Source organism: Paenibacillus sp. JNUCC 35, assembly GCF_058269095.1.
The window spans coordinates 198,164-220,446 of the sequence record NZ_CM177771.1; the positions used below are offsets into that span (position 1 = coordinate 198,164).

A 22,283-nucleotide genomic window follows, 5' to 3' on the forward strand; every position below is an offset into this window, starting at 1 on the left:
GGGCGAATAGCCCTCGTCTTCTCGTTAAAGGGCTACATCTGTTCAAGCCTCCACTTTATACCTTGAAGCAATAAGAGATTTCCTTGAGAAAACAAGCGGAATTTAGGGCTCAAGAGGGAGCATAGCGTATTGAAGCGTTCGATGCGCTCCGATCGGGTTCTCTGTGAATATTCGGCAAAGTAGCGAAAAAATTCTTCTTGATCAACCGATTGCTCCGAGTTCGCATACAGCATGGCCGTATCCTCTACAATGGCCTGTACAAAAGGACTTTCGGCAGATAATTTGCGCTTCAAAGCCGTATTTAACCGGGTGTGTATTCCCTCAAGGCTCTTGACCCATGCGTCCGCACCCAATCGAGGTTGATGGACCATATTAAAAAACAGAAACTCATCTTGTCTAAGGTCCGAAATAAACTCAGGATCGTTAATAAGCTTCTGTAACTCGTTCCAAGCAACGGTTTGTTTGGCTGATGTTTTCGTCTGATTTACAATGTACTTGTTAAAGTTATAAAGAAGCGAACTTCTCCATTCCGCAGGAATGCCCTCTAAAAATTTGGATTCTTCCACTCTTTTTGCGATGAAACGGCTTCGCTTCTCGTTATTGATGACCCGTTCACGGACCAGATCATAGACATACTGTAGGGAATCCCCTTCATTCTCCTTCGCCAAGCGCAAAATCGAAATCATATTCGACAGCGTGCTTACCTGTAATTCCAAGGACTCGATCTGCCAGTCCAGCGCTTTATCAACGGGTGTTTCCCGGGAGATGATCTGCCTTATTTCATCAATTCCAAAATCCAAGTAACGCAGAGTTATCGTCAGCTCTAAACGCCATATATCTTGCGTCGTGTATAACCGGTGCCCTCCCTCTGTGTAGGTAGCGGGCTTTACTAATCCGACCTCATCGTAGTAACGCACGGTTTTGATTGTGGATCCGATTATTCTGGCCACGTCCCCGATCGAATAAGTCCGCTCTTGGTCTGTAGAATCAGAAGCTTGTTGCTTCTGCGAATCCGTGCCGTTTTTGGAATGCAAGCCACTCACCTCCGAAAAGTTAGTTTACTATCTCCTGTAACTGGAGATTCAATGGAAGTATACGGGTCTTGTTAAAATAAACCGTTCCTTAAGATTATAACCGAACAGAAGGTTGTTGCTCTGCTGAGGGGAATGCAGTTCCTCGCCATTAGGTCCCTTATTGGGACACGCGCTGTTTTGTGGTTTAATGGAGGTGACGCCTAGGCGTTTGCACAATAGGGAGGGATTTTCCCGGATGAACAAGATCATGATCGTCGAAGACGATCCCAAAATAGCGGAATTGTTGAAGTCGCATATTCAAAAATACGGGGACGAAGCGATCGTGGTGGATGATTTCCAGCGCGTGATGGAATCGTTTGAGGAGCAGCTCCCGCAGGTCGTACTGCTGGACGTCAACCTGCCGAGCTACGACGGTTACTACTGGTGCCGCCAAATCCGGACGGTGTCCACGTGTCCGATTATTTTCATTTCCGCCCGGAACGGGGAAATGGATCAGGTGATGGCGCTGGAGAGCGGGGCGGACGATTATATCACGAAGCCGTTCCATTACGAAATCGTGATGGCCAAGATCCGCAGCCAGATCAGGCGCGTCTACGGTGATTATGCGACCAAGGAACGCATTGTGGAACGGGACGGGCTGGTGTTGTATCCCGAGCGGATGGAGCTGCGGCTGAAGGAGCAGTCCACGCTTTTGACGCGCAAGGAATCGCTGCTGATGGAGACGCTGATGCATCATTGTCCCCGGATTGCCAGCCGGGAGACTATTCTCGACAAGCTGTGGGACGATTACAGCTATGTCGACGATAACGCGCTCAGCGTCAACATCACGCGGCTGCGCAAGAAGCTGGCGGAACTCGGCATTGACGATGCCATCGAAACGCTGCGCGGCGTCGGGTACCGGCTGCACCTCACATGGAAGGGCGAAACGAAGCGATGAGGTTGTTTGTACGGGACCATGTGCCGCTTATCGGGTTCAGCCTAGTGCAGATGCTGGTCATTCTGCTTATTTGCTGGCTGGACGGGTACAACCATCTAGGGACCGCTTTGTACGCGCTGTTTCTCGGCCTTTGCGTGCTGCTTGTTTATCTGATGTACCGCTATGTCCGGCTTCGGGCGTTTTACCGGTACATCTCCGATCCGAGCGACGTCCTGCCGCGGGAGCTTAAGGTAAGCCGTGCGCCGCTTGCGGCGTCTTTAACGAAGATTCTGGACGACCAGTACCGCGCGAATAAACAGCGGGAGCACGTGTGGGAAGAAAAACAGCGGCAGCACCTGACGTTCATGAATCAATGGGTTCACCAAATGAAGACCCCGCTATCGGTCATCCAGCTCATCACGCAGAACGGCGACGACGAGCGGTTTGCCAGTATCGCGGAGGAGTCCGACCGGCTGCGTCACGGGCTCGAAATGGTGCTTTATATGGCACGGAGGGAGACGTTCGCCCAGGACTTCCATATTTACCGGGTGCAGCTGAGAGAGCTTGTGAACGAGGTCATTCAGGATAACCGGCGGTCGTTCATTCGGCATTATGTGCATCCGGAGCTTCTGATTGACGAGAGCGTCACGGTCGAGAGTGACGCCAAGTGGCTCCGGTTTATCGTCCAGCAGCTGATCTCGAACGCCATTACTTATTCGGCCGGCAGCAGGACGAAGGTTGCCTTCAAGGCGCATGCGCAGGATAAAGCCGTCATTCTAAGCGTCACGGATCGCGGCGTCGGTATACCCCCATCCGATTTGAAGCGAGTGTTCGATCCGTTTTTTACAGGCGAAAACGGGCGGAAGTTTAAAGAATCGACAGGCATGGGCCTGTATCTGGTGAAGGAAGTGGCGGACCGCTTGCATCACCGGGTGGAGATCGAGTCCGAGACCGGCAAAGGGACGACCGTCCGCATCATTTTTCCGTATGCGACCGAATAGGGCGAATAGTGAGCGATCACTCTTCGCCTTTTTGTGTACAGACCGGTGTGTATGCTTCGCGGAGTCTTACATCCCTGTAAGATTGGCGCAAGATAGCGATATAGGAGCGGCGGATCGCTTGGGGTATGCTAGAAGCAAGAAGGGACGTGTTTCGCTTGGATATTTTGAAAGTGACGAACTTATGCAAAATTTACAATGAAAAGATGCCGTTTGAGGCGCTGTCCGATATTAACCTGACGATTGAGAAGGGGGAGTTCATCGGCATCATGGGACCTTCCGGAAGCGGCAAAACGACGCTGCTCAATCTGGTGTCGACCATCGACGAACCGACGTCCGGGGAGGTTTGCGTGGACGGCAACTATCCGCACCGGATGAACGCGGACGAGCTGGCGCTGTTTCGCAGACGCAAGCTGGGCTTTATTTTTCAATCGTTCAATTTGCTGCCTACACTGACCGTGAAGGAAAATATTTTACTGCCGCTTACGCTCGAAGGAGTGGCGCTGGATCAAATGAAAAGTCTGCTGGAGCCGATCGCGGAGCAGCTTGGCATTACGCCGGTCCTGGATAAGCGGACCTATGAGATTTCCGGCGGACAGGCCCAGCGGACGGCCATCGCGCGCGCGTTGATTCATTCGCCGAAGCTGGTGCTTGCCGACGAACCGACAGGCAATCTGGACTCCAAATCGGCCCGCGATGTCATGGAACTGCTGACGACGATGAACAAGCGGCAGGAAGCGACGATGATGCTGGTCACGCACGATGCGATGGCGGCAAGCTACTGCGACCGCGTGGTATTTATCAAGGACGGCAGGTTTCATAATGAGATCACGCAGGGAGGAAACCGCGAAGTCTTTTACCAGAAGATCATCAACGCCCTTTCGCTGCTAGGAGGCTACAGACATGACTTTCCGACAGTTCGCGTTTAATAACGTCATCCGCAACAAACGGGTCTATCTGGCGCACTTCTTAAGCAGCTCGTTTTCCGTCCTTGTTTTTTTCGTCTATGCCCTGCTGCTGTTTCACCCCGATTTGCAGGGAGAGCTGAAATCGACGAGCAGAACGATCAGTGCACTCGCGACCAACGGCATGCGCCTCTCGCAAGTGATCATCTTCATTTTTTCGTTTTTCTTCTGCCTGTATTCGGCCGGCACTTTTCTGCAAACCCGCAAGCGGGAATTCGGCATTCTGATGATGCACGGCATGTCCCCGCGGCAGCTGCGCCGGCTCGTTTTCATCGAGAACTTGTTTATCGGCGGAGCCTCGATTGTAACGGGTATTGCCGTGGGGCTTATTTTCACAAAGATGATCCTGCTCGCCATTGCCAAGCTGCTCGTCATCAAGGTGGGCTTGACCTTCTACATGCCGGTGCTGGCCATTGTTACGACCGCTGCCGCATTCGTTCTGCTGTTTGGCGTTGTCGCGCTGGTTACCTCCCGGATCGTGAAAGCCGGCCGGCTCGCGGATTTGTTCCAGTCGGATGAAAAGCCGAAGCCCGAGCCTGCGCCTTCACGGCTGCTGTCGGTCTTGGCGATTGTCCTGATCCTGGCCGGATACGGCGTTGTGATGTTTTACGTTTACAGGTACTTTCACTCGTTTTGGCTGCTCTTTGCCGGCGTCGGCTTGGTGGTCGCAGGCACATACTTCCTGTTTACGCAGCTCAGCGTGTACGCGCTCCGGAGCTTGAAGCGGAAGGACCGCGTGTTCTTCAAAGGGACGAACCTGCTGGTTTTATCGCAGCTGGCGTACCGTATGAAGGACAATGCGACGATGTTTTTCATGATCACGATCGTTTCGGCGATTGCCTTTACCGGAATCGGTACAGTGCTCGCCATGAGTCATCCCGGACTGAAAGAGATGGAGAATCCCTATGCCTTCACGTACAAAACGGACCTAAGTGTCCAAAAGGAAAAAGAAGTTGTTCCACGGATCAAGAAACAACTCGATGACCACGGCTTCGCTTACGACTTAAACGTTGTCCATGCTAAGCGGCTGTGGGGGCGCCTGGTCCTCGTCAAGCAGAGCGAATTCAATGCTCTGGCCAAAACCTTGGGACTGCGCGATACGGAGGAACTGGCGGAAGGGGAAAGCCTGCTGCTGCCGGGCAGCCTCTTTCTGGCTACTCAAATTAAAGAGAAGAAGGAAATCGTACCGGACTCAATCGACCTTGCAATAAGTGAAACCTGGCGAAAGAACGTAATGGTAAAGCAGTACGTGCCGACGGTCATCCTGCCGGATGGCCACTACACCGTTGTCGTTTCCGATCAAGTCTTTGATACCGCGCCGGAGATTGAAGACACGCAGCTGCATTTTAACTTTTTCTACGTGGCCGATTGGCAGAATACCCGGGATGTCGCGAGCGTGTTGACAGAAGAGATCGGCAAGGATGAACTCGGCCGGTTCGAATTCGATGCGTTAGTGCTGGACTGGCTGTCCGATAAGCAGACCAACGGACTGCTGTTCATTATCAGCGCGATGGTAGGCGTCGTATTTTTCACCTTTGCCGCTAGTTTCCTGTACTTCCGGCTGTACGCCGATATGGAACGGGACCGGGAGCAATACCGGATGATCGCGAAAATGGGCTTGCTGAACAAGGAGCTGCGGCGGATTGTGACGAGGCAGCTGCTGCTCATGTTTTTCCTGCCGATCGTCATGGCGCTTGTACACAGCGGGGTAGCGTTTATCGCTCTGCAGCATCTGGTGGATTTCTCCGTCTGGACGAATTCGGTGCTCATTTTCTTGTCCTTCATCGGGATTCAGGTTGTTTATTTCTTGCTTATCCGCTGGCGCTATTTGCAGCATATGTATCCGAAAAACGGATGAAAGTCAGGCAGCTCCGCATCATGCGGGGCTGTTTTTTGTAGGAAAGATCTCTTTGCCGGACACCTGTCCCGAATCTATCGGATATTCTTCTCAAATTCAGAACCTTTTCAAAGGTAGTTTCATATAAAAAAGATTTGAAATTTTGTCCCGGATGAGAGAATAATGAAGTAAGCCTCTTCCAGCTTGAGGCGGAAACAGAGACAAGCACAACGTTCACGCCCGCAAGGTACACAGGGTTACATAGAGACGGCTCACTTCAGCCCATAGGCGGCAGGGAGTGATTCGGGTACAGAAAGGGTAATATACGTTTATAAAAGGACAGGACTTTACGAGGAGGCGCAGCCTTGTGCAGAGGCGTGCTCCTATCTGCCAACCCGTTAAGCGATCCAACTAAATGATCGAGAACAGAAGGAGATAAGATGACGGATAAAAAAGCAGGACCGGAAACCGGTTGGAATTTTGACAATAGTTATGCCCGTCTGCCGGAAATATTTTTTACCAAGACGAATCCGACTCCAGCAGCTTCGCCGGATTTAGTCATTTTTAACGATGCCCTGGCGGCATCTCTGGGGTTGAACGGTCAAGCGCTTAGAAGTAACGAGGGGACCGAAGTGTTTGCCGGCAACCGGATTCCCGAAGGCGCGGAACCGCTGGCCCAAGCTTACGCAGGGCATCAATTCGGGCACTTTACGATGCTGGGCGACGGGCGTGCCGTGCTGCTCGGAGAGCAGATCACTCCCGGCGGCGGGCGGGTGGACATCCAGCTCAAGGGGCCGGGCCGGACGCCGTATTCCCGCCGGGGCGACGGCCGGGCGGCTCTCGGGCCGATGCTGCGCGAGTACATCATCAGCGAGGCCATGCACGGGCTCGGCATTCCCACTACGCGCAGCCTGGCTGTGGTGACCACCGGCGAGCCGGTCTACCGCGAAACGGAGCTGCCCGGTGCGGTTCTGACCCGCGTGGCCGCGAGCCATCTGCGCGTCGGGACCTTCCAGTTCGCCGCAAAATGGGGCTCTGCCGAAGATCTGCGGGCGCTGGCCGATTACACCCTGCAGAGACACTACCCGGAAGCAGCCGCCGCAGGCAGCGGGAACCACTACCTGTCGCTGCTTCAGGCCGTCATCCAGCGCCAAGCGGCGCTGATTGCCAAGTGGCAGCTTGTCGGCTTTATCCACGGAGTGATGAACACCGATAACATGGCCCTCAGCGGGGAGACCATTGATTACGGTCCCTGCGCCTTCATGGACGTCTATGACCCCGAGACGGTGTTCAGCTCCATCGACACGTACGGGCGCTACGCTTACGGCAATCAGCCGCACATAGCGGCCTGGAACCTTGCCCGGTTCGCCGAAACGCTTCTGCCGCTGATTCATGCCGATCAGGAGCAGGCCATCAAGCTGGCCGAGGAGGCAATCGCGCAGTTTGGCGTGCTGCATAACCGGGGCTACCTTGCCGGCATGAGGGCGAAGCTCGGCCTCTTTAACGAGGAGGAGGGAGATGAGTCCCTCATAGAGGATCTCCTCGGTTTGATGCGGAAGCAGGGGGCCGACTACACCAACACGTTCCTTGCCTTAACGTTCGGCAAGCTTGAAGACACGACTTTGTCCGGGGCTGAAGAGTTCACCCGTTGGCACGAGTCGTGGCAGGCGAGACGGGGCAGGCAGCCGGAAGCGGAAGCCTCCTCGCATGAGCTGATGCGGAGCAGCAACCCTGCCGTAATTCCCCGTAACCACCGGGTGGAAGAGGCGCTGGAAGCCGCGGTGGAACAGGGGGATTACAGCGTAATGGAGCGGCTGCTTGGCGTTCTGGCGAACCCCTTCGCGCATTCGCCCGAACAGGCCGCTTACTCCACGCTGCCGGAGGCTTGCGACAGCCCTTACCGGACGTTCTGCGGCACGTGACCGCTGACGGGGTAAGGCTTGTGCGGCCCGTTGTTTAAACAATCGGGCCATAGAAGGCCGTAAAAAGCATCGTTCTTTCGAACGGTGCTTTTTTGTATGCCGTCGTACGGATGGAGGCACCACCGGAAAACTCTCGGCTGCCGTCTTCTTATCGCCGTAAGCTTAAGAATCCAAACTCCGGCGGCTTACGAATTAGAATCAATGAGCTGCGAAAAATGGTAAATGGAGAGCATAAAGAAGACGCCGGGCCGCCGGCGTCTTCTTCCTGATTCATCTTCTCGAAATTATCATTAGCCGGACTCAACGCGCTTTCTCGGAAGCCTGCTTGGCCTTGCTCTGGTCGATCGTGAACTCCGCTTTCCAGCTTCCTTTCGTGGCGCCGATACGGTCGATACTCACGTTCAAGCGGATAGATTCAGGCAGCTTGGCTCCGCTCGTGACGAAAGCAAGTACGCCCTCCGGCTGGTCTTTCTCGGCGATGCCCGTATTGATCACTTTTCCGGCCGCGTCCGTCAAGGTGAACGGAAGCCGGTCCTTTTTACCTGTGCCGATAAAGCTGAGGACCGTAAAACCGTCCAATCCGTTCTCCTGGTAGGTCGGATTCTCGACCTGCTTGCCGTTCTTCTTGCCGTCATAGAGGACATTCAGGCCGCGGGTATCGAATTCGTAAGGAACGAGCTTCCCGTCTTCTCCGGTGATCTTATAGTGCACGAGCACTTTGCTATCCTCTACGTATACTTCGGAGAACTGGACGGTGAGGCCGTGATCGGTAATTTTCTCGTTCAGCGGAACGGATAAGCCTTCGGAAAGGGCACGCTTGGTGCCTTCGTTGACCAGCCCGTTGATGTTGGCGGATTCTTTGAAGAAGTAAGATGATCCGCCCAAGGAGGCGAATACACTCGTAGGAATAAGGATAGCGGCGGCGATACTGAAAGCGACAAGTCTTTTTTTCATGGGTTTGGACTCCTTTTTCTTATGAAATTCGAGGAAAGACTGGCGGACGCGCCGATCCACTTCTTGCGGAACTTCGGCGTTTTCGATCTGATCTTTCAGCGCTTTTTTAATGTTTTCTGGAATAGACATTCGGATAAGCCTCCCCGTCCAATTGAGTGTCGAATTTGGCGCGCAGTCGCTTTAAGGCCAGATGAACTCTGGATTTTACCGTGCCGGGCGGAATCGCCAGCAGTTCGGCAATCTCATCGTACGTATACTCGTAGAAGTAGCGGTATATAATGACCACCCTGAGTTTATAAGGCAGCCTGTTAATGGCATCCCGCACATCCTGCCGGAGTTCGTTACCGGCCAGAGCTTCATCCGGCGTTTCCACATGCGGCTCTTCGCTCAGACGGGAAGTTTTGTCGGTCAGACGGAATCGTCTCCAGAGCTGCCGGCGCCAGCTGTTGACCTGCCGGATGACAATCCCGTTCAGCCAGAAATGAAAAGGGCGGTTTCGGTCATAGCCCGGCAAAGCGCGCCAAAGCTGGCAGTAAATTTCACTCACGATATCGTTAACGTCTTCTTTATTGGAGACGAGCACGGCGACGGTTCCGTAAACTTTGCGCCGGGTCATGCGATAGATCTCTTCCATCGCTTCCTGATCCCCGCCCGCCAGCCGGTCGAGCCAATGTTCGAGCTGTTCATCATTCATTCGAGGGCCCCCTGAACTTGTATACATGAGAGATTGGCTCTTCGGACCGAAAAGGTTCACTGATTTTAGAAAAATTTTTGCGAAAGGGTAAAAAGGTTGGCCGTAGGGGGCCATTGATGGGGATGCAGACTTGCCGGAACCCTAATAAATAAACAATATATACTTACCATTTAATAGTATAATTACAAATAATCTGGATGTATGTTGGTTAAGGGAATAGATGTGTTTAAGCAACTGCGCCCAGAGGAGGATAAACGATGAAACACTTGCTTTTTACCGGCCTTCTTCTAGTTTCACTTGCTGCATGTTCCGAAAAAGTGATTTTGGACAAAGAAACGAAGGAATCCGTTGCCGAAATGTCTGCAGACAATCATACGCTCATTAATCCATTAAGTGACGCCATGGATCGCGGACAGCATGAATTAGAGAAGAATGTGATGGTAGATGTCTCCGCTTATAAAGACGAGGCTGTGAAAAGAGGAGACATCGTTTACTACGGAGATAAAAATATATCCAGGGTGATCGCACTTCCAAATGAAAAAATAAAAATAACGAACGGACAGGTTTATATTAAGGGGGTCAAGCTGGATACGTTTTACGGAGCTGCCCGTATACGGGGGTATGATTATAAAGCGTTCCAAAATAGTGACATGGAGGAGCCGGCCAAACAAAATTTGATCGATGAAATCTTTAAGAAACAGGCAGAAGAAATCACGCTTAACGGAGATGAAGTATTCGTCATCGGGGATGATTGGTCCAGGAGCAACACCTCCACTTTCCGCAGTATAGCCCTGAAAGATTTAAAGGGCAAGGTTATTGGAGTTTGTACAAAGTGCGGCACTCCTTAACGTATAGTTAGACTGAAATACCCCACTATTAAATGAGGAACCGATAACCGTAATGAAAAAACAACCGCTTCCCGGGAGCAACCAAATGATCATCGCTCACAGTTTCCCTAACGAGGTTAGCTTGGATCGAATGGCGAAGAATTCGAATTGCCGATAAAATGAATCACTTATTCCAGCCCTTTACGCAGATTGATGCCACCATTAGCCGAAAATTCGGCGGCACGGGCCTTGGCTTGTCGATCTGCAAAACACTGGTTAATTTGATGGGCGGAACTATTTATGCCCGGTCGAACGTCGAAAAAGGAGCGGTCTTCGTGTTCACCATCCAGACCGGCATCCCTGCGGGCACGTTAAACAACCCGCAACATTAAAAGCACCCCTTACAAGTTCACGGTTCTCCCCGGAAAGGGAACGATCCGTGATCGGGTAAGGGGTGCTGTCTTTTTCGGAGAGTAATCGGGGCAAGTCAGTTCCGGGCGGAATTACTCCTGCCGGAATGCGCCTGGAGACACGGGGTTCGGAATTCGGGCTTGCTCCAGGAATTGAAGCAGCTCCTCGTTGAATTTCTCCGGCTCGTCGAACATCATGGCATGCCCGCTGCCCTCGAAATGCACGATGCGGGATTGCGGAATACCCTGGCGGGTAAGCTCGGCCAGCTCGGGCTCGCAGATTTTGTCCTTCTGCCCGTGGAAGATAACCGTAGGTACCCGGATATGCAGCAGATCCTCTCTCAAGTCCTCGTCGCGCAGCGAAGCGGCGGCATGGACAGTGCCGTGATGGGAAGCCTGGAAGCACAGGGATTCCAGCCATATCATCATGGCGGCTTTTGTCTTCGTGTGCGTAAACTTCAGCCCGAATTTGCTCAGCATTTTGGGACGATCCTCGTGCGTGGCGTCGATCATCTGCTCGGTCACATCGGCCGGAGACCGATCGGCAAACTCCGGAATTATGGAGGGGGTAGATATGGAAGCTATTTAGTTATTTTTAAGGCTTTCCTTAAAGGTCCCTAGGGCCATTTTGTACGCATACATACCCCGCAATCAACCCTTCAACCGCTTCTCCAAGCTCATCTTCATGCCCGGGAATCAGCCCATGCTCGGGAACGATCAGATAGCTGCGGGCGCTTCCTTGCAGAAAACTGTACAGGATCTGCGCTTCGTCAATATCGTGGCGGCTGATTTTGGGGCGGGGGGCCGCCGGATCTGCCGGACGGAAGGTGCCCAGGATGGCCGAACGTACCAGGGTGTGGAGCTTATGCGGCGCTGCCGGCCCGTTCCGGTCCGTGTCCGGAGCCTCCACTTTGGTATCCCGCACAATCCGGTTCCCTTTAACGAGGATGAGTTTAGCCTCACGGCCGTTAACGGGTTCCAGAATGACGATGTTCCGGCCTTCTTCGGCGAATCCGATCACTTTCTCTTTGTGGATCAGGGAACCGAGGGTTTTCATCAGGTCCCGGTATTTGGCTGCGGCTTCGAAGTTATGCTTCTCCGCCGCTTCTGTCATTCGCTGCTCAAGGTCTTCCAGTACAGCCGGATGGTTCCCGTTCAGGGAAGTGATGATTTTATCGAGCACGGAGTTGTAGGCTCTTAGAGCGTCTTCGCTGCCGGTACACATTCCCAGACACAAGCCGAGAGAATGATTGAGGCAGGGCGAGTGCTTGGCATAAGGACTGCTGCAATGGATCCGATAGCTTTCCTGCAGCCCTTGGACGGCTTTTTCCACCGTGCTTCTGCTCGTATAGGGACCGAAAAAGAGGTCCCCCTCCTGTCCGGCGGGGTCATTCGTAATATCGATCCGACGGCGGCCTTCACGGCTGTAGCGAATGACGAGATACGTATACGCCAGCGGATTTTTCATTTTTTTATTATACAGAGGCTTCAACTGCTTGATTAACCGGCATTCCAGCATGAAGGCCTCGAATTCCGTATCGGTCAGACGGACCTCGAAATCGCGGATATTGCTTATGAGTCGTTTGACTTTGGGAGAATGGGATTTGGAATGCTGAAAATAGGTTTGGACTCTCTTTTTGAGAGATTTGGCTTTGCCCACATATATAATATGGCCCAGACGGTCTTTCATCAGGTAGACGCCGGGAGTTAAGGGAAGGGCTTTTACTTTTTCCGCGAGATTCATAGAGATTCCTCCATTGCTCTTGCTCGGCCCTGTCATTATATCAAATGGCTGTATGGACAGAAAGCGAGGCGGACACGGGAGAGCGAACTTCAAGCTGCAAGACGGAAGGAAATTAATCTGCCCCAAATAAACTGTTAATATTTACCAAACATTTCTTTGCTAGGATGAAGTGATTTCATTCTTGTTTGAAGGGGTGTGTATGATGTACAAATTCAGCAAGTCCAAGTGGCTCGTCGTACCGATGGCTGTTTTCATGGCGGTGTCCGCCGTTTTGCCGGGAGCAGGCGCCGGAGCTCTAGGAAGCTCCGCAGCGGCCGCGGCAGGCTCCAAAGCTCCAACGGCTTTGGCGCTGACGTTCAACGGGGATGCCAAAACCTCGCAGGGCTTTGCGTGGTACACCGATCCCGCCGTTACCGGCACGAAGCTGCAGGTGGTGGAATCGTCCCTCGTTACCGGTGGCGTCTGGCCGTCGAGCGGCACCATCTCCTTCGAGGGGAGCTCCGCGCCGATCCAGGTTTATCAGTCGAGCTCGGACAAGAGTGCGGGCAAGAAGACCGCTTACGCCGATCATAAGGTTACGGCGACGGGCTTAAAGCCGGGCACCGAGTACACGTACCGGGCCGGAGACGGCCAGGAGGGGAACTGGAGCGAGACCGGCACGTTCAAGACCGAGGAACAGAGCGGCGGGGCGTTCACGTTCCTCTATACGACGGACCCGCAGGGTACGACCGAGCGGGAGTACGCGACCTGGAACCACACGCTGGAGGAAGCGGTCAAGAAGTTTCCCGCGTCCCGTTTTATCACCGTCACCGGGGATCTGGTAGACAACGGGGACATTGAGAATCAATGGTTTTGGCTGCTGGGCAAGCCGCAGGCCATTCTGAAGAAGACGCCTCTCGTGCCTGCGCTCGGCAACCATGAGAGCAAGTCCAACAACAACTTCTGGTATCATTTCAACCTGCCGAACACCTCCAATACGGGAGCGAAGCCGGACGGGTCGGTGTACGCCTTCGATTACGGCTCAGCCCGTTTCCTGGTCATCAATACCGAGTACAACGAGGCGAAAGGAACCGACGCCGTGTACCGGAAGCAGGAAGAGTGGCTGAGAGCGGAAGCGGCCAAGACGGACAAGAAGTGGAAGATCGTCTTGTTCCACAAGTCGCCTTATTCCGTAGCGAATCATTCCTCCGACAGCGATGTTCTCTTCTTCCGCAAGAAGCTTGCGGCTCTGTTCGATGAAATCGGCGTTGACGTCGTGCTGAGCGGTCACGATCATACGTATACGCGCACCTATCCGATGTACAATAACGTGCCGCAGAAGGACACGGCGGTGGACAAAGACGGCAACCTGATTAATCCGAAGGGAACCCTTTATCTGGTCAGCAACGCCGCCGGAGGCAAAAGGTACACGCCGAAGTCCGGGCCGTTCCCTTATGCGTTTAAATACGGCCAACCGGGCAAGGAAATGTTTACGGGCGTTACCGTGGCAAACGATAAAATCACGTTCCAGGTCTATACGACCACGGAAACGGGCCCGACCGCTCTGTACGACCAGTTCGGCATCGCCAAATCGGACACGAAACCGAGTCCGGTCCGGTAAGCGAAGCTTAGTCCAATTCGGCAGGGGAGGCCGTGTTAGCCTGACAGGCGCTGGAAGAGCGCAGCAGACCATGTTAACGGCAGGGTGTCGTAAAATAGAGACTGGAAATAGCCGATAGCTCCCCGTCGAATCCGATTCGAACGGGGCTTTTTCTTTATTGCGCTTTTTTCCCGAAGACGCTTGTTCCTTCCGGATAACGACCGCCGATATCACTTGAATCGGTTAAAGGATCGAAACGCGAGGGCCGTTTATACGGCGGTTATTTGGCTCTATTTCAAAAGAATAGCGGCTCCCCGGCTCCCCGTTGAATCACTTTAAGGCGGGCGAACCGTGGAATGGTTTGTCAGGACGATGAGAGTGTGGCAGAATATAGGGATAGAAGGTACCGACCAGCGAATGGAGAACACGAACCTATGTCAAATTTGCCAAACTGTCCGGCATGCAATTCCGAATATACCTATGAGGATGGAAACCTTCTGGTTTGCCCGGAATGTGCCCATGAATGGAATGTAGATGCCGAACCCGGGAACGGGGAAGAAGAAAAGGTCGTCAAAGACGCCAACGGCAACATCTTAAAGGATGGCGATTCCGTATCCGTCATCAAAGATTTGAAGGTTAAAGGAAGCTCTTCTGTTCTGAAAATAGGCACCAAGGTAAAGAACATCCGTCTCGTTGACGGAGACCATGATATCGATTGTAAAATCGACGGCTTCGGAGCCATGAAATTAAAGTCGGAGTTCGTCAAGAAAATTTAATGCGGGATAGAATAAAAACGAACCTGTATCAGGAAGCCCTCTGACTTGGAGGGCTTTATTTTTGCATCGCCGTGTGGGCAGGCCTCCGGTGGGACAGGCGAGGCTCGGTAACTTCGGTAACTATAGAAAAAAATCTTAATTTTAAGATACAAGGGACATATCGAAAGGAAGGATATGTATGAACAAGGAGCAGTTTGATGAAGTATTTGAATTAATGGAGGCCTCTTTTCCCGATACGGAAATAAGGACTTGTGAAGGGCAGCGGGCGCTGCTCGCTCATCCGGCTTACCGGCTTAACGTGAGCCGGAACGAGGACGGGGAAATCCTGGCTTTTATGGGGGTCTGGGAATTCAAAGCGTTTCGTTTCGTGGAACATATCGCGGTCAATCCGGAACAGCGGGGCGGAGGAATAGGCAAAAAGCTGATGACGGTTTATACGAGCGGTTCTTCGACTCCCGTCGTACTGGAGGTAGAGCCCGCGAACGATACGGATTCCAAGCGGAGAATCGAGTTTTACGAGCGCCTCGGCTTTCATTTGAACGCCTTCGACTATTTTCAGCCGCCCCTCAGAGAAGGGCAGCCGGAGCTTGCTCTGCAAATCATGAGTTATCCCGATCCGATAAGCGAAGAAGAATTTCAGCCGTACAAAAAACTACTGATGGCCGAGGTCTATAAACAGGCCTGACCCCGGCCGCCAGAGCCAACTTCGTAAAGACCATTTTAATCAGGAGGCTGCAAAATGGAGATAGGGATAAGCACGTTTGTGGAAACGACGCCGGACGTTCATACCGGCGAGGTGATCAGCCACGCGCAAAGGCTGCGTGAGGTTGTGGAAGAGATCGTACTCGCCGATCGGGTGGGGCTGGACGTGTACGGGGTAGGGGAGCATCACCGCAAGGATTATGCGGCGTCTTCTCCCGCAATCGTACTCGCCGCGGCTGCGCCGCAGACGAGCCGTATCCGGCTGACCAGCGCGGTCACGGTGCTCTCTTCGGCGGACCCCGTACGCGTGTTCCAGGATTTCGCCACGCTGGACGGCATATCGGGCGGCCGCGCGGAAATCATGGCGGGCCGGGGCTCTTTCATCGAGTCATTCCCGCTGTTCGGCTACGATCTGGACCATTACAACGAGCTGTTCGACGAGAAGCTGGAACTCCTTCTGAAGATCCGGGCGTCCGAGAAAGTGACCTGGCAAGGCGGCCACCGGCCCGCTATCGACAACCTGGGCGTGTATCCGCGTCCGGTTCAGGATCCCCTGCCGGTCTGGATCGGCAGCGGAGGCAACCAGGAATCCGTGGTACGCGCGGGACTGCTTGGCCTGCCGCTTGTTCTGGCCATTATCGGGGGCAGCCCGGTGCAGTTCGCGCCGCTCGTGCAGCTTTACAAGAAAGCGGCCGCCCACGCAGGGCATGACGCCTCGAAGCTGCCGGTCGCCTCGCATTCGCACGGCTTCATCGCCGAGACTACGGAGCTTGCGGCCGACAAGTTTTTCCCGTCTACCCAGGCCGTCATGAACGTGCTGGGGCGGGAGCGGGGCTGGGGGCGTTACGACCGTTCCAGCTTCGATTCCGCGCGGAGCTTTGACGGAGCCTTGTACGTAGGAGACCCGGAAACGGTCGCGCGCAAGATCGTTCATCTCCGCAAGAACGTAGGCATCACCCGGTTTCTGCTGCATGTGCCGGTCGGCACAATGCCTCATGACGAAGTCATGCGAGCCATCGAGCTGCTGGGGACCGAAGTGGCGCCGCGGGTGCGCGAGGAAGTTGCCGCATGGGAAGCGGAAGGCGCAGAGAGAGCTTAGCCGGCCGTTCGGCTGTATATTAGCGTAAGAAGAATGCTTCTGCATAGGACAGACCCGCAAGCCTGTTTGGCTGCCGGTCGCAAAGCTCTAATTGGAATAGAAAAGGCCCGGTTAGCTGGTTTTAGAAGCTAAGACGGGCCTTTTTTTGTTCGGCATCGGACAACTAGCCGGAATGCTTGGGCTGCATTCGCCTTTGCCAGCCACTTCTCGCCTAACAATACGCTGCAGGGACGGTTTCGTGGAACGAAGCCGGGACGAACGCCTATATACAGGGGAGTCGAGCGGGAGTATGATAAGTTTGTGGAAATTTATGGAAAAAGGGGTTGAGCATCTTTATGGGCAGTCGGAAGTCGGTAGAACCGGAACCGGATAGTAGCATGGAGGAAGTCATGTCCAGACCTCGTGCGATGAAGATTTGGCTGCCTCGGGTATTCAACTCTTCCCAAACATAGGTTTTTATGTGACTTTCTCGCATTCGTGAGGAGGTTGGCGGCATGGAGAAGAAGCCTTATTTTCAATGGAAAAAAGAGCCCGAAGACGCTTCGAAAATTCAAGGGTTCGATATCGAACTTAACCGGGAAAGCACCAGACGGATCGATCGGCTGGTGGATCATTACGAAAAAAGCATTCTTTCTCATTTGGACGAGGAGTATGTCAAAAAGACGAGATGGTCGGACCGCATTGCGGACCGGATCGTGTTCTTCGGCGGCAGCTGGAAATTTATCATTTATTTCGCTCTATTTCTGGCGGTCTGGATTACCTGGAACACGCTTCCGTTTACGCCTTTGCATTTTGACCAGGCTCCGTATATTTTACTGAATTTATGCTTATCCTTTGTTGCCGCTTTTCAAGCCCCGGTCATTATGATGAGTCAGAACCGGCAGGCCGCAAGAGACAAGCATGAATCCGTCATTGATTTTGCCATCAATTATAAAGCGGAGCAGGAAATCGACGCCATGCAGGGCCACCTGCACCGGATTGAAAACGAGCTGATCGAAGTCAAACAACTTCTGACCGCCCTTGCCTCGCAGAAAGATAACGGGAATGGCATAGAATAACCGCAAAAAAGGAGCCGCTGTCAGCGGCTCCTTGCTGCGTCTTCCTGCTTACTCTCTCCAGCCTCTATTTGACCTGAACCCAGGCATCCCCTAACCACGTATGGATGTGGTACCAGTCCTCCATCTGCTCAAAAGCCGTTACCGTCTGGGGGGAAAGCTCCGACAGAATGCCGGAAGATTGACGGGGTTCACGGTACATGCGGGTGTCTTCGGTCAATTCGACCTTCGATTCTTTGACTTCGATCTTCCCCAGCAAGGGCTTGTTCACATGAACCCACGATTTGCCGAGCCAGGTATTGACGCGGAACCAGTTGCCGAGGCGCGCGTCCGCTTTTAACGGCTGCGCCGTCAGGGAAGCGCCGGTTTTATTCCGGCTGTCCGCTTCCGAATAAAGGGGAAGGGGCTCCGTCAGAATAAGATCGAAGGTTTTGTACTCGACGGGAATCCGTTCCTTCCAAAGCTCGAATCCTTGCTGGGCGACAAACAAGCCCAAATCCCTGTTTTCGTTCCAAATGCGCGGGAATTCCGACAGGGGCAGGCTTCCTTCCCCGGCATATCTGCCGATTTCAGGCGTCAATCCGGGACGGCCGAGGGATTGGATAAACCAGTCGGTAAAGCCTCCGCCTGACGGGTTGGACTCCGGTTTTACGGGTGTATACCCGGTCATGGCGGCAACCTGGGACATGATTTTACGGTCTCTTTCCAAATTTTTGTCCAGGGTATGGAAATTCCAGTACAGGATGCTTCCGGAGGAGTGGTAGGACAGCTCCATATCCGGATCGACTTCTTTGGTGAAGGCGACCATAGCCTTCGTTTCCGCGGTCTGGAGCGGCTCGTCCCCTTTGAAATTCTTATAATACGGCCGGCCGGAATCATTGCGGATAGATTTCCATTCCGCCGGATATTGACGGTTCAGGTCAATGCCTTCCGCGTTCGCCTTCCACCGCGAAAAGTCGGAACTTTTCTCATTCATAGCGAGAAGGCCTGCGCGGGCTTCGCTCGGAAAAGCGGATACGCCCTTCTGCTGGAGCGTGACGCCGTCGGGGTTGACCATGGGCACGAACCAGATGGACGTGTTGTTCAGAACGGATTGAAGAGCCCGGCCATTCATAGCCCCGTTGCGGACATGAAGCTGGGCATATTGGTCGATCATGTTCATGACCAGGTTGGTGGTCATCCATTCCCTGGCATGATGCGAAGCGTTAATCAGCACTTTCGCGTCGCCCGTTCCGAGCCGGACGGCCCAGATATCGCGTCCGTAGCGCGTTTTGCCGATGGATTTATATTCGATAAGTTCGGGATAAGACTTGGCAAGCTGGCGGATATCTTCTGTCATTTGTTCATAGGTATACGTCTGATTGGGGTTAACGATATCGGTCGTTTCCGCATGGGCGGCTGCTGCGAATAGGAAAGGAACAAGGGCAAAGACAACAAGCAGCATTCCCCGCATTTTTTTTGGCATGGCACGGCACTTCCCTTTGGATAGATTCAGGTGGTAAAAAGCAACGATCAGACTTCGGGGAGCAGGCTGATGGCCTGCCGGCCCATTTGTTCCCAAGCCTCTTTAAAAGGCTGCTTGGCCACGCGGCCTGTTTTGTTATGCGGGTCGCGGATGTAGATGTAATCTTCATCGTACCCGACCATAACGACGGAATGTTCCTTCTTCGTCAGCCAGATCGGCCCGTCCGGAGTCATCCACGTCTGGAAGTAATAAGGTTCCAGCTCACGGAACGTTACGTTGGAAATGATCCATACCGGAGTGCCCGTTCCCACGAAATGCAAAACATCTTCGAACTCCGTACCGGTAAGGTCGACAACCCGCCCGGGCAAATAGCGTTCCGCGAGCTCGTACACCGGACCGTGATAAACCCCGAAGCCGGGATTATTAAACGAGTACATGTCACCGACGAATCCGCGGTGCGGGCTTCCGAAGGAAATGACGCCGTTTTTCTCGCTGTAGGGAGTCGGGTCTTTGCGGATTTCAGCCGCCAGCGTCATTTTGTCAACCGGCACCCCGGCGAACTGGAGCAGCGAAGCGAGCGCCGTCACTTCGCAGCCGCGGGGCAGCTCCGGAAGTTGACGGATAAGCGGGACGTTGATATAAACGGGCTGCTTGGAAGGACCGCCGAATGTCCAGACGGGCTTCGCGGCCGTTTTATAGGCGACGAAGCTGTTTGCATATTTCTTGGCGTGGCTGACCGCATCGGCATAGCTGTCATAGTAGGCCAGAAACTTATCGCTCTGGTAGACCCGGTAAGGAGGGAAACTGTCCCATACGACGGCATCCTTGCGGTTTTTGACGGTTGCGTTCGCGTACTGCTTCGCAAAGGATACGGCTTCCTGCTGGGTATCGAAACCGTCCAGGAAGTTGGCATGCTGATAAACCCGGTAAGACATGCCCTCCTTCAACGCGGTATTCTTGTCGATAGGAGCATCCGGGACCGGGCCGGAGCTTGATGCGGGCGTCTGTCTGCCGGAGATGCGGATGAATCCGTCTTCATAGTCGACATGGCTGCCGAGAGATTCGGTGATGCTTCTCAGCGGCACGAACGTCACGTTGTTTCGCAGAATGGAATGAACGGAAAGCGGATGATCCTTCCCGTTGACGGTTATTTGCCTGCTGCCTACGGCGAACATGATCTGGCGGTCGTAGGTGGCCATCGTCACCGTCTGTGTCGCCTGTTCCCACTCCACCTTGGCACCCAGCGCTTCCGATACGAAGCGGAGGGGGACGAAAGTCGTTTCCTGCTCCAGAAACGGCACGGCTGTGGCGTCCTCCAGACTGATAGGAACAAGCTCCCGGTCTATGGAGGCCAGGCTGCTGTCTATTCTCAGCACGATTTCTTTTTCACTTTTGGCGGCAAAAAGCGGTTGAATAGGCAATAAGACCTGTACGGAAACCGATAAGAGCAGGACCCATCCAATGCGCTTGCTGCCTTTTCGGGGGCGGGTATGTTTTCTCTGTTTTCTCATCGCAGTCGTCCTTTTTCGTTGAAATGCTTGGGTTTACAGCGCTTAGCGCCTGATAATTCTCGTAAAATACAGGTGTCCCACTCGTAAACAGCATGGATAAAGGCACAAAAACTCCCTTTATGGTAACAAAGTGAGGGTTACAGCAAGGTTACAAAAAACCGGAAATATTCGACAAAAACCGGAAAATTCTGTTGCCTGCAAGGATACACAGCCTTTAAAATAGGAAAAAAGACCTGCGTTACGAGTTTGGGGGAATAAGATGCAGATGCATGTTGAAGACGGGGTAACCGTTCATGACAACAAATATCCGCCGGAAGAAGGGAACGGCCAGACCCTCGTTTTCCTGCATGGGCTCGGCTTGGACAGGACGATATGGAACGGGCTGATTCCTTATTTCGCCGCTCATTACCGCATTGTGCTTTATGACCTTCCGGGACATGGGCTCAACACGGAGTTAGAGGAAAGCAGCTTAGACTGGGATTTTGTGACCGCCGATTTGCGAAGAATTTTGAAAGCGCTTGAAATTACGTCGGTTCATCTCGTAGGACATGGGATAGGGGCAAGCGCAGCGGTCCAGTTCTGCCGTTCCTATCCTGAGTGCGTTGATCGTCTTGTGCTGATTTCACTTCCTGTTAAAATACCGGCGGATCTTATCCGCAGAAAGATATCGGAGCGTAAACGGCTCATAAAAGAGGGGGTAGATGGTTTAGCGGCTGAACTGGCTGCCTTTAAAACTTCGCTCCCTGTTCATACCTCCGCATTTCAGGTAGTCAGGGAGGCTTACCGGCGGATGAATCCGGATGTGTATGTCGGCTTTATGGAGCTTTTTATGGAAGGAGACGGCTGGAAGGAATTAAAATTCATCGCCCACCGTACCCTCGTTCTGGCGGGGGAGTACGATCCTATTTATGTAACGGCGGCTTCGCTGGCGGTCGGGACTCTACCCAGCGCGTCCTTTCTGATCGTGCCTGGTGCGGCGAATATGCCCTTTGTGGAACAGCCGGGTACGACGGCGCTGTGGATCGAACGATTTTTGCATCGAAAAGACAGCCGGCCTTTAGCGGATGAGCCGCTGGTCAGGGAACTGCGGGATACGCTTCAGCTTTTCCTGGACGAAGGAGAGAAGCAGGCGGCGCTTGCACAGGTGCTTAAGATCGACTTGCTCGGGTCTTTCCGGGTCTTTTTGAATGGAAGGGAGATGGTGGACGGATGGAACCGGCGCTATGCGAAGAGTCTGCTGGTGTACATGATCTTCCATCCGACTGCAACGCGGGAGGAACTGTGCGACGCTCTGTTCCCGCAAATTTCCGGCAAAGCGGCTCTGCGGAATCTCAAGGTCTATTTGAATCATTTCAAAAATATGCTGCAAAGTTTCGAAGGAGGGGCTTCCATCGTTTCCGTCGATCGGGAATATGTCAGACTGCTTTGTCTCCTGCGTTGCGATTTGCTGGACTTTTTAAAGGAACTGGAAGAGATCCGCACCATCGACGAGAATCGCCGGTATGAACCGGCCGGCCGCCTGCTCGCCAGGCTGCCGGACCCTTTGCTGCCGGGTCTGTACGATGAGTGGTTTGTCGAAAAGAAGAATTGGCTGGAGATGGAGGTTGCCGACCTGGCCTCCTGGATGGCGGAGAAGGAGGAGCTGCGCGGCAGCCGCCAGCGTGCGGAGGCATACCGGCAAATGGCGGCAAGGTTCCTCTTTGATCGGGAACCTGAATACAGAGAGGGTGCGGCGGTGAACGGGAGACGGGGAAAAACAGTAGAGGAGCGCAGATGGAAGAACGGGTAAAAAGCC

The 22,283-nt window shown here is 53.5% G+C and carries 20 protein-coding genes; 13 read left to right on the forward strand and 7 right to left on the reverse strand.

Features of this window, described 5'->3' with window-relative positions; genetic code table 11:
• Positions 1 to 32: 32 nt before the first annotated feature.
• The gene (locus AC2TF6_RS00995; protein ID WP_491309590.1) at positions 33 to 1,043 is read right to left on the reverse strand and encodes a MerR family transcriptional regulator; all 1,011 of its coding nucleotides are present in this window, start codon (positions 1,041 to 1,043) and stop codon (positions 33 to 35) included.
• 226 nt (positions 1,044 to 1,269) lie between these two features.
• Between AC2TF6_RS00995 and AC2TF6_RS01000 the strand changes: the two genes are divergently transcribed.
• The 5 genes from AC2TF6_RS01000 to AC2TF6_RS01020 all read left to right on the forward strand — a co-directional run bounded on the left by AC2TF6_RS01000 (position 1,270) and on the right by AC2TF6_RS01020 (position 7,672).
• Positions 1,270 to 1,971 carry a response regulator transcription factor gene (locus AC2TF6_RS01000; protein ID WP_491309591.1) on the forward strand — a complete coding sequence of 234 codons (702 nt, stop codon included), beginning with the start codon at positions 1,270 to 1,272 and terminating at the stop codon, positions 1,969 to 1,971.
• Positions 1,968 to 2,951 (forward strand): sensor histidine kinase, encoded by a 984-nt coding sequence (locus AC2TF6_RS01005; protein WP_491309592.1) that lies wholly within the window; start codon positions 1,968 to 1,970, stop codon positions 2,949 to 2,951. The genes AC2TF6_RS01000 and AC2TF6_RS01005 overlap by 4 nt, the downstream gene beginning before the upstream one ends.
• A 155-nt stretch (positions 2,952 to 3,106) precedes the next feature.
• A complete protein-coding gene (locus AC2TF6_RS01010; protein ID WP_491309593.1) occupies positions 3,107 to 3,877 on the forward strand; it encodes an ABC transporter ATP-binding protein in 771 nt (256 codons plus the stop codon).
• Positions 3,852 to 5,771: an FtsX-like permease family protein gene (locus AC2TF6_RS01015; RefSeq protein WP_491309594.1), complete on the forward strand. Its 1,920-nt coding sequence runs from the start codon at positions 3,852 to 3,854 to the stop codon at positions 5,769 to 5,771. Before AC2TF6_RS01010 ends, AC2TF6_RS01015 begins: the two co-directional genes overlap by 26 nt.
• A 419-nt stretch (positions 5,772 to 6,190) precedes the next feature.
• Positions 6,191 to 7,672 carry a protein adenylyltransferase SelO gene (locus tag AC2TF6_RS01020; RefSeq protein ID WP_491309595.1) on the forward strand — a complete coding sequence of 494 codons (1,482 nt, stop codon included), beginning with the start codon at positions 6,191 to 6,193 and terminating at the stop codon, positions 7,670 to 7,672.
• A gap of 300 nt (positions 7,673 to 7,972) precedes the next feature.
• Here AC2TF6_RS01020 and AC2TF6_RS01025 read toward each other — a convergent pair whose 3' ends face one another.
• Complete coding sequence (locus AC2TF6_RS01025) at positions 7,973 to 8,755, reverse strand: DUF4179 domain-containing protein (protein WP_491309596.1); 783 nt, start codon at positions 8,753 to 8,755, stop codon at positions 7,973 to 7,975.
• The gene (locus AC2TF6_RS01030) at positions 8,733 to 9,320 is read right to left on the reverse strand and encodes a sigma-70 family RNA polymerase sigma factor (RefSeq protein ID WP_491309597.1); all 588 of its coding nucleotides are present in this window, start codon (positions 9,318 to 9,320) and stop codon (positions 8,733 to 8,735) included. Before AC2TF6_RS01030 ends, AC2TF6_RS01025 begins: the two co-directional genes overlap by 23 nt.
• Before the next feature lie 257 nt (positions 9,321 to 9,577).
• On the opposite strand from AC2TF6_RS01030, the gene lepB reads away from it, so the two are divergent.
• Both lepB and AC2TF6_RS01040 read left to right on the forward strand, forming a co-directional pair.
• Positions 9,578 to 10,168 (forward strand): signal peptidase I, encoded by a 591-nt coding sequence (gene lepB / locus AC2TF6_RS01035; protein WP_491309598.1) that lies wholly within the window; start codon positions 9,578 to 9,580, stop codon positions 10,166 to 10,168.
• A 158-nt stretch (positions 10,169 to 10,326) separates the two neighbouring features.
• The gene (locus tag AC2TF6_RS01040) at positions 10,327 to 10,539 is read left to right on the forward strand and encodes an ATP-binding protein (protein WP_491309599.1); all 213 of its coding nucleotides are present in this window, start codon (positions 10,327 to 10,329) and stop codon (positions 10,537 to 10,539) included.
• Positions 10,540 to 10,650: 111 nt separating this feature from the next.
• Here AC2TF6_RS01040 and AC2TF6_RS01045 read toward each other — a convergent pair whose 3' ends face one another.
• Positions 10,651 to 11,070, reverse strand: coding sequence for an alpha/beta fold hydrolase (locus AC2TF6_RS01045; RefSeq protein ID WP_491309600.1), 420 nt, complete (start codon positions 11,068 to 11,070; stop codon positions 10,651 to 10,653).
• 94 nt (positions 11,071 to 11,164) lie between these two features.
• The gene (locus AC2TF6_RS01050) at positions 11,165 to 12,301 is read right to left on the reverse strand and encodes a GIY-YIG nuclease family protein (protein ID WP_491309601.1); all 1,137 of its coding nucleotides are present in this window, start codon (positions 12,299 to 12,301) and stop codon (positions 11,165 to 11,167) included.
• Positions 12,302 to 12,503: 202 nt separating this feature from the next.
• On the opposite strand from AC2TF6_RS01050, the gene AC2TF6_RS01055 reads away from it, so the two are divergent.
• The 5 genes from AC2TF6_RS01055 to AC2TF6_RS01075 all read left to right on the forward strand — a co-directional run bounded on the left by AC2TF6_RS01055 (position 12,504) and on the right by AC2TF6_RS01075 (position 17,515).
• Positions 12,504 to 13,901, forward strand: a complete 1,398-nt coding sequence (locus AC2TF6_RS01055; protein WP_491309602.1) for a metallophosphoesterase — start codon at positions 12,504 to 12,506, stop codon at positions 13,899 to 13,901.
• A gap of 413 nt (positions 13,902 to 14,314) precedes the next feature.
• Positions 14,315 to 14,656 carry a zinc ribbon domain-containing protein YjdM gene (locus tag AC2TF6_RS01060; RefSeq protein ID WP_042231519.1) on the forward strand — a complete coding sequence of 114 codons (342 nt, stop codon included), beginning with the start codon at positions 14,315 to 14,317 and terminating at the stop codon, positions 14,654 to 14,656.
• A 178-nt stretch (positions 14,657 to 14,834) separates the two neighbouring features.
• Complete coding sequence (locus AC2TF6_RS01065) at positions 14,835 to 15,341, forward strand: GNAT family N-acetyltransferase (RefSeq protein ID WP_491309603.1); 507 nt, start codon at positions 14,835 to 14,837, stop codon at positions 15,339 to 15,341.
• Positions 15,342 to 15,395: 54 nt separating this feature from the next.
• Positions 15,396 to 16,457, forward strand: a complete 1,062-nt coding sequence (locus AC2TF6_RS01070; protein WP_491309604.1) for an LLM class flavin-dependent oxidoreductase — start codon at positions 15,396 to 15,398, stop codon at positions 16,455 to 16,457.
• 494 nt (positions 16,458 to 16,951) lie between these two features.
• Positions 16,952 to 17,515 carry a DUF1003 domain-containing protein gene (locus AC2TF6_RS01075; RefSeq protein ID WP_491309605.1) on the forward strand — a complete coding sequence of 188 codons (564 nt, stop codon included), beginning with the start codon at positions 16,952 to 16,954 and terminating at the stop codon, positions 17,513 to 17,515.
• A 64-nt stretch (positions 17,516 to 17,579) separates the two neighbouring features.
• Here the strand turns inward: AC2TF6_RS01075 and AC2TF6_RS01080 are convergent, their stop codons facing one another.
• Together AC2TF6_RS01080 and AC2TF6_RS01085 are read right to left on the reverse strand one after the other, a co-directional pair.
• Positions 17,580 to 18,977: a M14 family metallopeptidase gene (locus AC2TF6_RS01080; protein ID WP_491309606.1), complete on the reverse strand. Its 1,398-nt coding sequence runs from the start codon at positions 18,975 to 18,977 to the stop codon at positions 17,580 to 17,582.
• Positions 18,978 to 19,024: 47 nt separating this feature from the next.
• Positions 19,025 to 20,488: a C39 family peptidase gene (locus AC2TF6_RS01085; protein WP_491309607.1), complete on the reverse strand. Its 1,464-nt coding sequence runs from the start codon at positions 20,486 to 20,488 to the stop codon at positions 19,025 to 19,027.
• Positions 20,489 to 20,747: 259 nt separating this feature from the next.
• On the opposite strand from AC2TF6_RS01085, the gene AC2TF6_RS01090 reads away from it, so the two are divergent.
• Entirely contained in the window at positions 20,748 to 22,277 is a 1,530-nt protein-coding gene (locus AC2TF6_RS01090; RefSeq protein ID WP_491309608.1) for an alpha/beta fold hydrolase, read from the forward strand.
• Positions 22,278 to 22,283: the final 6 nt, after the last annotated feature.

Coding starts and splice junctions, on each gene's coding strand:
- AC2TF6_RS01025 (WP_491309596.1), bottom strand. CDS start 8,755: ATGTCTATTCCAGAAAACATTAAAAAAGCGCTGAAAGATCAGATCGAA.
- AC2TF6_RS01080 (WP_491309606.1), bottom strand. CDS start 18,977: ATGCCAAAAAAAATGCGGGGAATGCTGCTTGTTGTCTTTGCCCTTGTT.
- AC2TF6_RS01015 (WP_491309594.1), top strand. CDS start 3,852: ATGACTTTCCGACAGTTCGCGTTTAATAACGTCATCCGCAACAAACGG.
- AC2TF6_RS01085 (WP_491309607.1), bottom strand. CDS start 20,488: ATGAGAAAACAGAGAAAACATACCCGCCCCCGAAAAGGCAGCAAGCGC.
- AC2TF6_RS01000 (WP_491309591.1), top strand. CDS start 1,270: ATGAACAAGATCATGATCGTCGAAGACGATCCCAAAATAGCGGAATTG.
- AC2TF6_RS01045 (WP_491309600.1), bottom strand. CDS start 11,070: ATGATCGACGCCACGCACGAGGATCGTCCCAAAATGCTGAGCAAATTC.
- lepB (WP_491309598.1), top strand. CDS start 9,578: ATGAAACACTTGCTTTTTACCGGCCTTCTTCTAGTTTCACTTGCTGCA.
- AC2TF6_RS01055 (WP_491309602.1), top strand. CDS start 12,504: ATGTACAAATTCAGCAAGTCCAAGTGGCTCGTCGTACCGATGGCTGTT.
- AC2TF6_RS01020 (WP_491309595.1), top strand. CDS start 6,191: ATGACGGATAAAAAAGCAGGACCGGAAACCGGTTGGAATTTTGACAAT.
- AC2TF6_RS01030 (WP_491309597.1), bottom strand. CDS start 9,320: ATGAATGATGAACAGCTCGAACATTGGCTCGACCGGCTGGCGGGCGGG.
- AC2TF6_RS01090 (WP_491309608.1), top strand. CDS start 20,748: ATGCAGATGCATGTTGAAGACGGGGTAACCGTTCATGACAACAAATAT.
- AC2TF6_RS01075 (WP_491309605.1), top strand. CDS start 16,952: ATGGAGAAGAAGCCTTATTTTCAATGGAAAAAAGAGCCCGAAGACGCT.
- AC2TF6_RS01050 (WP_491309601.1), bottom strand. CDS start 12,301: ATGAATCTCGCGGAAAAAGTAAAAGCCCTTCCCTTAACTCCCGGCGTC.
- AC2TF6_RS01065 (WP_491309603.1), top strand. CDS start 14,835: ATGAACAAGGAGCAGTTTGATGAAGTATTTGAATTAATGGAGGCCTCT.
- AC2TF6_RS01070 (WP_491309604.1), top strand. CDS start 15,396: ATGGAGATAGGGATAAGCACGTTTGTGGAAACGACGCCGGACGTTCAT.
- AC2TF6_RS01060 (WP_042231519.1), top strand. CDS start 14,315: ATGTCAAATTTGCCAAACTGTCCGGCATGCAATTCCGAATATACCTAT.
- AC2TF6_RS01005 (WP_491309592.1), top strand. CDS start 1,968: ATGAGGTTGTTTGTACGGGACCATGTGCCGCTTATCGGGTTCAGCCTA.
- AC2TF6_RS01040 (WP_491309599.1), top strand. CDS start 10,327: ATGAATCACTTATTCCAGCCCTTTACGCAGATTGATGCCACCATTAGC.